This window comes from Pseudonocardia sp. ICBG601 (assembly GCF_020496245.1).
Genome location: NZ_JAHLJA010000055.1, coordinates 32,416 through 42,776, shown reverse-complemented (window position 1 = coordinate 42,776; position 10,361 = coordinate 32,416). Strand labels below are relative to the sequence as shown.

At 75.6% G+C, this 10,361-nt stretch carries 3 protein-coding genes and 1 pseudogene; all 4 read left to right on the top strand.

The window, feature by feature from the left end:
• Positions 1-54: 54 nt before the first annotated feature.
• Positions 55-6,184, top strand: a pseudogene (locus KPL57_RS18035) (type I polyketide synthase); the annotation flags it as partial.
• A gap of 33 nt (positions 6,185-6,217) precedes the next feature.
• The gene (locus KPL57_RS18030) at positions 6,218-7,429 is read left to right on the top strand and encodes a cytochrome P450 (protein ID WP_226352487.1); all 1,212 of its coding nucleotides are present in this window, start codon (positions 6,218-6,220) and stop codon (positions 7,427-7,429) included.
• Positions 7,426-8,493 (top strand): acetylserotonin O-methyltransferase, encoded by a 1,068-nt coding sequence (locus tag KPL57_RS18025; RefSeq protein WP_226352486.1) that lies wholly within the window; start codon positions 7,426-7,428, stop codon positions 8,491-8,493. The genes KPL57_RS18030 and KPL57_RS18025 overlap by 4 nt, the downstream gene beginning before the upstream one ends.
• Positions 8,490-10,295, top strand: coding sequence for an FAD-dependent monooxygenase (locus KPL57_RS18020; protein ID WP_226352485.1), 1,806 nt, complete (start codon positions 8,490-8,492; stop codon positions 10,293-10,295). The genes KPL57_RS18025 and KPL57_RS18020 overlap by 4 nt, the downstream gene beginning before the upstream one ends.
• Positions 10,296-10,361: the final 66 nt, after the last annotated feature.

Sequence of the window (10,361 nt, the reverse complement as noted above, 5' to 3'; positions counted from 1 at the left end):
AGGAAGGTGCCCGCCGTGCCGGACGACCAGAAGCTCGTCGACTATCTGAAGTGGGTCACGGCCGACCTGCACCGGACGCGCCGGCGTCTCGAGGAGGCCGAGGCCGGTGTGCGGGAGCCGATCGCCGTGGTCGGCATGGCCTGCCGGTTCCCCGGCGGGATCGACTCGCCCGACGACCTCTGGCGGCTGCTGTGCTCCGACGACGACGTGATCGGGCCGTTCCCGACCGACCGGGGCTGGGACCTCGCGCTGCTCGCCGGCGGCGAGCGCGGGCACAGCGCGACCCTGCGCGGCGGGTTCCTCGACGGCGCCGGTGACTTCGACGCCGGATTCTTCGGGATCTCCCCGCGCGAGGCGCTCGCGACCGACCCGCAGCAGCGGCTGCTGCTGGAGACCACCTGGGAGGCGGTCGAGCGGGCCGGGATCGACCCGGAAACCTTGCGCGGCAGCCGGACCGGTGTGTTCGTCGGGACCAACGGTCAGGACTACGGCCACGTGCTGATGCGGTCCGGGGAGGACGTGGAGGGCCACGCCGGGACCGGCACCGCGGCCAGCGTCATCTCCGGGAGGCTGTCCTACGCACTCGGGTTCGTCGGCCCGGCGGTGACCGTGGACACCGCGTGCTCGTCGTCGCTGGTGTCGATGCACCTGGCGGCGCAGGCGCTGCGGGCCGGTGAGTGCGGTCTCGCGCTCGCCGGTGGCGCCACCGTGATGGCCACCCCGGCAACTTCGCCGGGTTCACCCGGCAGGGCGGTCTCGCCGCCGACGGCCGGTGCAAGGCGTTCTCCGACGACGCCGACGGCACCGGCTGGTCCGAGGGCGCGGGCGTGGTGCTGCTGGAGCGGCTGTCCGACGCCGTCGCGCACGGGCATCCGGTGCTCGCGGTGCTGCGCGGGTCCGCGGTGAACTCCGACGGCGCCTCCAACGGTCTCACCGCACCGAACGGCCCGTCGCAGGTCCAGGTGATCCGCTCCGCACTCGCCTCGGCCGGTCTCGACCCGGCCGACGTCGACGCCGTCGAGGCGCACGGCACCGGCACCGTGCTCGGCGACCCGATCGAGGCCCAGGCGCTGATCGCGGCCTACGGAGCCGACCGGGAGCACCCGCTGCGCCTCGGCGCGGTGAAGTCCCGCCTCGGGCACACCCAGGCCGCCGCGGGCGTCGCCGGGGTGATCGCCACCGTGCAGGCGCTGCGGCACGGCACCCTCCCGCGCACCCTGCACGTCAGCCGCCCCACCACGCATGTCGACTGGTCCGGTGGCGAGGTCGAGCTGCTCACCACCGCGCAGGCGTGGCCGCGCACCGACCGGCCGCGCCGCGCCGGGGTGTCCGGGTTCGGCATCAGCGGCACCAACGCGCACCTCGTCCTGGAACAGGCCCCGGAGCCGGAGCCCGACGACGGTGCCCCCGAGCCCGGCGCCGCCCCCGGCGGGACCACGGCGGCACCGGGGACACCGGGGACACCGGGGACACCGGGCACCGTGCCCTGGCCGGTGTCGGCCCGCACGGCGGGTGCGCTGGACGGCCAGGTCGAGCGGATCACCGCCCTGGCCACCGGACCGGACGCCCCCGTCCCCTCGACGTCGGCTGGTCCCTGGCGAGCACCCGCGGCACCCATCCGCACCGCGTCGTGCTCGCCGCAGGCCCGGACGGCGTCCGCGAGCTCGCCCGCGGCACCGCGACCCGGCGCAGCACCGCGCTGCTGTTCTCCGGACAGGGCAGCCAGCGCCTCGGGGCCGGCCGCGAGCTGTACGCCACCGAGCCCGTCTTCGCCGACGCGATCGAGACGGTGTTCCGCCACCTCGACCCGTGGCTGGAGCGCCCGCTGCGCGAGGTCCTGTGGGGCGAGGACCCGGACACCCTGACCGAGACCGGGTGGGCCCAGCCCGCGCTGTTCGCCGGCCAGGTCGCGCTGTTCCGGCTGCTGGAGTCCCGGGGCGTGCGCCCGGACGCGCTGCTCGGCCACTCCATCGGCGAGCTCGCCGCCGCACACGTCGCCGGGGTGTTCGGGCTGGAGGAGGCCTGCGCGCTCGTCGCCGGCCGGGCCCGGCTCATGCAGACCATGGCCGGCGAGGGCGCGATGGTCGCCGTCGAGGCCACCGAGGACGAGGTCGTGCCGCTGATCGCCGGGCACACCGACGAGGTCGCGCTGGCCGCGGTCAACGGGCCCCGCTCGGTGGTGGTCAGCGGGGTGACCGCCGTCGTCGAGGAGCTGGCGGCCCGCTGGTCGGCCGAGGGACGCCGCACCACCCGCCTGGCCGTCTCGCACGCGTTCCACTCGCCCCTGCTCGACCCGATGCTCGACGACTTCCGCGAGATCGTCGCCGACCTGACCGGGGCCGCGCCGTCGATCCCGCTGATCTCCGACCTCACCGGCCGCCCGGCCACCCGGGAGGAGCTGGCCCGGCCCGAGTACTGGGTCCGCCAGCTGCGCGACCCGGTCCGGTTCGGCGACGGCGTCGCCACCCTGGCCGGGCTGGGCATCGGCGCGTTCGTCGAGGTCGGGCCCGGTTCCACGCTGACCGCACTGGCCGCGGCCTCGGCCCCCGACGGCGCGGTGCTGGTCCCGGCCCTGCGCACCGGCCGGAGCGAGCAGGACTCGGTGCTGGGTGCACTGGCCGAGCTGCACGTCGCGGGCGGACAGGTGGACTGGGCGGCGGGGTTCGCCGGGACCGGTGCGCGCCGGGTCGAGCTTCCGACCTACGCCTTCGAGCACCGCAGGCACTGGCCGTCGGGCACCGCCGCGATCGGTGTCCCCGACGCCTCCGGCCTCGGTCTCGGCTCGGCGGACCACCCGTTGCTCGGCGCCACCGTCTCGGTCGCCGGGTCCGGTGAGACCGTGCTGACCGGACGGATGTCGCTCGCCGAGCAGCCGTGGCTGGCCGACCACGTCGTGGGCGAGCGGGTGCTCTTCCCCGGCACCGGCTTCCTCGAGCTCGTCCTGCGCGCGGGCGACGCCACCGGCTGCGAGCGGGTCGAGGGGCTGACCCTGACCGAGCCGCTCGAGCTCGGCCCGCACGACGCCGTCGCCCTGCAGGTCAGGGTCGGCGCCCCCGAGGACCCCGCGGCGGCGGACCCCCGCCGCCCGGTGACCGTGCACGCCCGGCCCGCCGGCGACCCGGACGGCCCGTGGACCCTGCACGCGTCGGGACGGCTGACCACCGCCGACGACGCCGTCCCGGCGCCGGACGACGCCGAGTGGCCGCCCGCCGGGGCCCGACCGGTCGACCTCGAGGGGTTCTACGAGGGCCTGTCCGAGCACGGCAGGCTGCACTACGGCCCGGCCTTCCGCGGTGTCGCGCGCGCCTGGCGCCACGACGGCTCCGTGTACGCCGAGATCTCCGCCGGGACGACCGGCGACACCGGCGGCTACGGCGTGCACCCGGCGCTGCTCGACGCGGCGCTGCACCCGATCGTGCTGCTCGAGGAGGACACCCCGGGCCTGCCGTTCGACTGGTCCGGGGCCGTCCTGCACGCCTCCGGCGCCACGACGCTGCGGGTGCGGATCACCGCCGCGGGCCCGGGATCGGTGAGCGTGCGGGCCAGCGACCGGGCGGGCCTGCCGGTCCTGACCGTGGAGGCGCTGGAGCTGCGCACCACCTCGGGGCGCGGTGGCCCCGCCACCGGACGGCTGCCGCTGCTGACGCAGGACTGGCCGGAACGGGCGGGTGAGGCACCCGACCCGGGCGGGCTGCGATGGGGGATCGTCGGCGTCGACCACTGGCACCTGGGTTACGGGGTGCACTCGGCGGGGCACACCGTCGACGCGTTCGGAGACACCCTCGGCGCCGTCGCGGACGCCGCCGCCGGCGTCCCGGACGCCGTGCTCGTCCCGCTCGCCGCGCCCGACACCGACGACGTCCCGGCCGCGACCCGCGAGCTGGGCGGACGCACCCTGGCACTGCTGCAGGAGGCGCTGTCCGACGACCGGCTCGCCGGCTGCACCGTCGTGTTCGTGACCAGCGGCGCCGCGGCACCGCCGGGGGAGGCGCCGCGCGACCTGCCCGCGGCCGCTGCCGCCGGGCTGGTCCGCTCGGCACAGTCGGAGAACCCCGGCCGGTTCCTGCTCGCCGACATCGACGTCTCCGAACACTCGGTGGCGGCGCTGCCCGGCCTGACCGCCGGGGACGAGCCGCAGGTCGTCGTCCGCGACGGTGTCGTGCGCGTCCCGCGGCTGGCGCCGGTCACCACCGCGCTGTCCGGGACCCCGGACCCCGACCCCGACGGCACCGTGCTGGTCACCGGCGGGACCGGCGGGATCGGCGCGGAGCTGGCCCGGCACCTGGTCACCGGGGCGGGGGTGCGCCACCTCGTCCTCGCCGGGCGTCGCGGCGCCGACGCCCCGGGTGCGGTCGCCCTGCGCGACGAGCTCGCCGAGCACGGCGCCCGGGTCACCCTCGCCGCCTGCGACGTCGCCGATCCCGGCGCCGTCGCCGCGCTCGTCGCGTCGGTCCCGGAGGCGCACCCGCTGACCGGGGTCGTGCACGCCGCGGGGGTCCTGGACGACGGCCTGGTCGCGGCGGCCACCGCCGACGGGCTGGCCGGGGTGCTCGCCCCCAAGGCCGGCGGTGCCTGGAACCTGCACGAGGCGACCCGCGCGCTGCCGCTGCGGTTCTTCGTCCTCTACTCCTCGGTCGCCGGGATCATGGGCGGCGCCGGGCAGGGGGTCTACGCGGCGGCGAACTCGTTCCTCGACGCGCTCGCCGCACACCGGCACGGACTCGGCCTGCCCGCGACGTCGATCGCCTGGGGGCCGTGGGAGCCGACCGGCGGCATGACCGCCGACCCGGCCGCCGCCGAGCGGATCGCCCGCTCCGGGTTCCCGCCGCTGACCGTGCGCCGCGGGCTCGCCGCGTTCGACGCCGCGGTCGCCGCGGACCGCCCGGCCACGGTCGTGCTGGAGCTCGGGACCGGGCGCGGCGGCGCCGCAGCCGGCACCGTGCCGCCGCTGCTGCGCGGCCTGGTCCGCCGGACCCGCCCGGTCGCCGGGACCGGTGTCGCCCCGGCGACACTGGGCACCCGGCTCCGGGAGCGCGACGCCGACGGGCGGGTGGAGCTGCTGCGCACCGAGATCGTGGCCCAGGCCGCCCGGCTGCTCGGGCACGACGACCCCGCGGGCATCGACCCGGCCCGGGACTTCCTGGAGCTGGGCTTCGACTCGCTGATCGCGGTCGAGATGCGCAACGCGCTGTCCGAGGCGCTCGGTCTGCGGCTGCCGACCTCGGTGGTGTTCGACCACCGCACCCCCGCCGAGCTCGCCCGGTACCTGGCGACCGCACCCGAGGTGGTGGAGGGCGCCGCGACGTCCGGCGGGCCCGGGCCCGGGCCGCGGACGGTGCCCGCCGGGGAGACCGTGCACGAGCTGTTCAGCCAGGCCGTCCGGGACGGGCGGTCGCTGGCCGGGCTGCGGATGCTGTCCGCGGTCGCCGCACTGCGGCCCAGCTTCGAGAGCCCTGCCGAGCTGGCGGAGCTGCCCGCACCCGTGGTCCTGGCCGAGGGGTCCCGGGACCCGCGGCTGATCTGCATCAGCTCGCCCGGAGCGAGCGCCGGCGTGCACCTCTACGCCCGGATGGCGGCCCACCTGCGCGGCCGCCGGCACGTCTCGGCGCTGCCGCTGGTGGGCTTCGCGCCGGGGGAGAGCCTCCCGGCGAGCACCGAGGCGGCCGGCCGGGTCGTCGCGGAGAGCATCCTGCACGCCTCCGAGGGCGAGCCGTTCGTCCTGCTCGGACACTCCTCGGGGGGCACGCTGGCCTACTTCGCCGCCGGGATCCTCGAGCGCACCTGGGGGGTCCGCCCGGAGGCGGTGATCATGCTCGACACGCTGAGCCTGCGTTACGACGGCGGCGAGGCGATCGACTTCGACGCCACCTCCCAGCACTACTTCACCACCATGGACTCGCCCGCGGTGAGCATGAACAGCGCTCGGCTCTCCGCGATGGCGCACTGGTTCGTGAGCATGACCGGCATCGGTGACGAGCCGACGGTGCCGACGCTCATGGTCCGGTGCTCGCGCGACGACGAGGCCACCGGCGCGGCCACCGCGTCCGGGATCAGCGTCGCCGTCCCGGCCGACGAGGTCCGGGAGATCCCCACCACGCACATGGCGATGGTGATGGAGGACTCCGCCCTGACCGCCGGTGTCGTCGAGGAGTGGCTGACCGAGCGCGTGCCGGCACGCACCTGACCCGTCCGTCCCGGTCCACCCGAGGGAGAACCCATGTCCACCTCCACGACGAGTGCCGCCGCGGCACACGACGAGCCGCCGATCGTCGGCATCGACCCGCCCGGTGTGCTCACGCTGAGCCCGCTGCGGCTGCGGCTGCAGCAGCAGGCCGGGGTGTGCCCGATCCGCACCCCGGTCGGTGACCCCGCATGGCTGGTCACCCGGCACGCCGAGGTCGCGACCCTGCTGACCGACAACCGGCTCGGCCGGTCCCACGAGGACCCGGCACACGCCCCGAAGTTCCTCGACAACCCGATGCTCGACATGCTCATCACCGACGCACCCCCGGAGGTCGAGCTCCAGGAGCACCTGACCAAGCGCGCGATGTACACCGCGAGCTTCGCCGCCCGCCGGGTGCTGGACCGCCGCGCCTCCGTGGAGGCCATCGCCGAGCGGCTCCTGGACCGGATCGAGGAGGCGGGCGCCCCCGCCGACCTGCACGAGGCATGGTCGATGCCGTTCCCGCAGCAGGCGCTCTGCGACATGATGGGCATCCCGGAGGAGGAGCGGGAGCCGCTGCTGTCCATGATGGACCGGGTCGGGGACACCACCGACGCCGCGGACTCCCACGCCGGGATGGAGGCGCTGTTCGAGCGGGCCTCCGCGACGGCCGCCGGGGTGCGGGCAGCGCCGGGCGACAACGTCGTGTCCCGGTTCGTCGAGACCGGGCTGGACGACCGCGCGATCGCGACGCACATCGTCGCGCTGCTGTTCACCGGGCTGTCCGGGCTGGCCAGCCACGTCGACTTCGGCACCCTGCTGCTGCTGCGCAACCCCGAGCAGCGCCGGCGCGCCGTCGCCGACCCGGACGTGATGTCGCGGGCCGTCGACGAGGTGCTCCGCGCGACGATCGGCGCCCCCGTGCTGCCCCGCTACGCGCACACCGACATCGAGGTCGACGGCGTCACCATCCGCCGCGGCGACCTGGTGATGGTGGACTTCTCGCTGGCCAACCACGACCCGCGCGTGTTCGACGACCCGTTCACCTTCGACGTCGACCGCGTGCCGAACCCGCACTTCACCTTCAGCCACGGCCTGCGCCACTGCACCGGCGCGCCGCTGGTGCGGATCATCCTCGGGGTGGCCTACCGGGCCCTGTTCGAGCGGTTCCCCGACCTGCGCCTGGCCGTCGACGACTCCGAGCTCGCGCCGCACCCGGGCGGCCGCCTGGCCGGCGGGCTCGCCGCCCTTCCCGTCACCTGGTGACCGAGACCCGTGAGGAGACCGACGTGACCGAGCAGTCCGCACGGCCGTCCCAGATACCGCTGCTGAACCTGGTGAACGGGTTCATGGCCTTCAAGACCCTCGCCGCCGCCGTCGAGCTGGACGTGTTCACGGCCCTGTCCGGCCGAGGTGCCCGGACGGAGGCGGAGCTCGCCGAGGAGCTCGGGCTCGCTCCGCGCCCCGCACGCGTGCTGCTGGCCGCGCTCACCTCCCTGGAACTGGTCGAGCGCACCGCCGACGGCCACTACCGCAACACCCCGCTCGCCCAGGAGTTCCTCGTCGAGGGGGTCGAGGACCACTTCGGCGGCTTCGTGCAGTTCTACGATCGGGTGCTCTACCCCGGCTGGCAGGGCATCACCGAGGCGCTGCGCACCGACAGCCCGGTGTTCGCCGAGCCGGAGGAGCGCGACAGCGTCTTCGAGGTCGACAACTTCGTGATGACCGAGTTCTTCGGCAACGCGATGCACGCCGTCGCACTCACCACCGCGGGCGCGCTGGCCGGGGCCTACGACGTCGGCCGGCACACCGCGCTGCTGGACGTCGGCGGCAGCTCCGGCGGGTTCCCGATCGAACTGTGCCGGCGTCACCCGAACCTGAGGGCGACCGTGTACGACCTGCCGCACGTCTGCCCGGTCGCCACGAAGAAGGTCGCCGCGGCCGGTCTGGAGGACCGGATCGGCACCGCACCGGGCGACCTGTTCACCGACGCCGCCCTGCCGTCCGGACACGACCTGATCGTGCTCAGCCAGGTCCTGCACTGCGCGGGGGAGGAACGCAACCGGGAGACGCTGCGCAAGTGCTTCGAGGCGCTGCCGCCCGGCGGTGCGGTGGTGGTCTGCGAGCTCCTGCTCGACCCCGCGCGCAGCGGACCTCCCGCCGCGGCGCTGATGGGCATGAACATGCTCGTCGCCCACGACGGCGGGGAGAACTACTCCGAGACCGAGTACCTGGGCTGGCTGGCCGACACCGGGTTCGTCGACCTCGAGGTCGTCCGGTTCGAGGCCGCGGGCGCCAACGGCGCGGTGGTCGGGCGGCGGCCCGCATGACCGGCGGCCTGCCCGAGGTCGACGTGCCCGGGGTCGACGTGCCCGGGGTCGAGCGGCGCGAGGACGACGTGCGCGAGGTCGACGTGCTCGTCGTCGGCGGCGGCGGGGCCGGCCTGACCGCCTCCATGCTGCTGTCCCGGCTGGGGATCGACTCGCTGCTGGTCAGCGCCCGTCCGGACACCTCGACGGTGCCCAAGGCGCACGTGCTGAACCAGCGGACCATGGAGATCCTGCGCGAGCTGGGCCTGGCCGAGCAGGTGTACGCGGCCGGGACGCCCGCGGCGAACATGAGCCACACCGGCTGGTACGCCGGGCTGCGCGGCGAGCACGACGACTACGGGCGCGAGATCGCCCGGATCGAGTGCTGGGGCGCCGGCGCGACCGACCCGGCCTGGGTCGCGGCCAGCCCGTGCCGCACCACCAACCTCCCGCAGATCCGGCTGGAACCGCTGCTGCGCCGCCGCGCCGAGGAGCTGGCCCCCGGCCGGGTCCGGTTCGGCCGGGAGGTCACCGCCCTCGACCCCGACGAGGACGGCGTCACCGCCACCGTGCGCGACGTCGCGACCGACGAGGTCACCCGGGTCCGGGCGCGGTACGTGCTCGGGTGCGACGGCGGCCGCTTCGTGGGGCCCGACCGCGGCGTGACCATGGAGGGCGTCAGCAACCTGTTCCGGTCGATGTCGGTGCACGCCACGACCGACCTGACCCGCTGGCTGCGCGACGACGAGGTCCTGATCCGCTGGATCTGGCTGCCGCACATCGGTACCAGCTGCGCGATCGTGCCGATGGGACCGCAGCGCTGGGGGACCGACTCCGAGGAGTGGGTGTTCCACCTGAGCTTCCCGATGGACGTCCCGGTCCCCGATGACGAGGCGGTCGTGGCCGAGCTGCGCCGGGCACTGGGCCTGGACCGGCACCCGATGCAGGTCCACCGGATCAACCGGTGGCTGGTGGAGGGCGTCGTGGCCGACCGGTTCGCCGACGGCCGGGTGCTGCTGCTCGGCGACGCCGTGCGCCGGCTGCCGCCGACCGGCGGGCTCGGGCTCAACTCCGCGATCCAGGACGCGCACAACCTGGTCTGGAAGGTCGCCGCGGTGCTGCAGGGCCAGGCCGGACCCGGCCTGCTCGACAGCTACGAGGCCGAGCGCAAACCGGTCACGGTGCAGTTCGTCCAGCACGCCGTGGCCAACATCGTCACCCATCTGCGGGGCATGGAGGCGGCCGGCTTCGGCCCGGGCAGCGACCCGGACCGGAACTGGGCGACGCTGCGCCGGATGTGGGGGGACGACCCCGCCGACGAGGACCTCCGGCGCCGCATGCGCCGTGCCTTCGCCGACCAGTCCGGGGAGTTCGACGCGCTCGGCATCGAGTACGGCTACGAGCTGGACCCTGCCGACCCGGCGACCGCGCTCGTGGACGACGGCTCGCCGGCGGACCCGCCGCCGGACCCGCGGATCCACCGGCCGGGCACCCGTCCGGGAGCACTGCTGCCGCACGCCTGGGTCGACCCCGACGGCGACGTCACGGCCCGGCTGCCGGTGATGGACCTGGTCCGTCCCGGTCGGTTCCTGCTGATCGCCGGCGAGGACGGGCAGGCCTGGGCCGAGGCGGCGGCGAAGGTGGCCGGCGAGCTGGGTGTCGGGCTGGACGCGGTCCGGATCGGGCACCTAGACGGCGACCTGCTCGCCCCCGGAACGGCCTGGCTCGACCGGCGGGGGACCGGCCCCGGCGGAGCGGTGCTGGTCCGCCCGGACCGGGTCGTGGCCTGGCGCGCCACCGGTCCCGCGGACGATCCGGCCTGACTTTGGTCACCCGAGCCTGGTTTCGCAGCTTGTACTGCGCTGAGCTGCGGTGATGTGTTTGCGCGG

Coding starts and splice junctions, on each gene's coding strand:
- KPL57_RS18030 (WP_226352487.1), top strand. CDS start 6,218: ATGTCCACCTCCACGACGAGTGCCGCCGCGGCACACGACGAGCCGCCG.
- KPL57_RS18020 (WP_226352485.1), top strand. CDS start 8,490: ATGACCGGCGGCCTGCCCGAGGTCGACGTGCCCGGGGTCGACGTGCCC.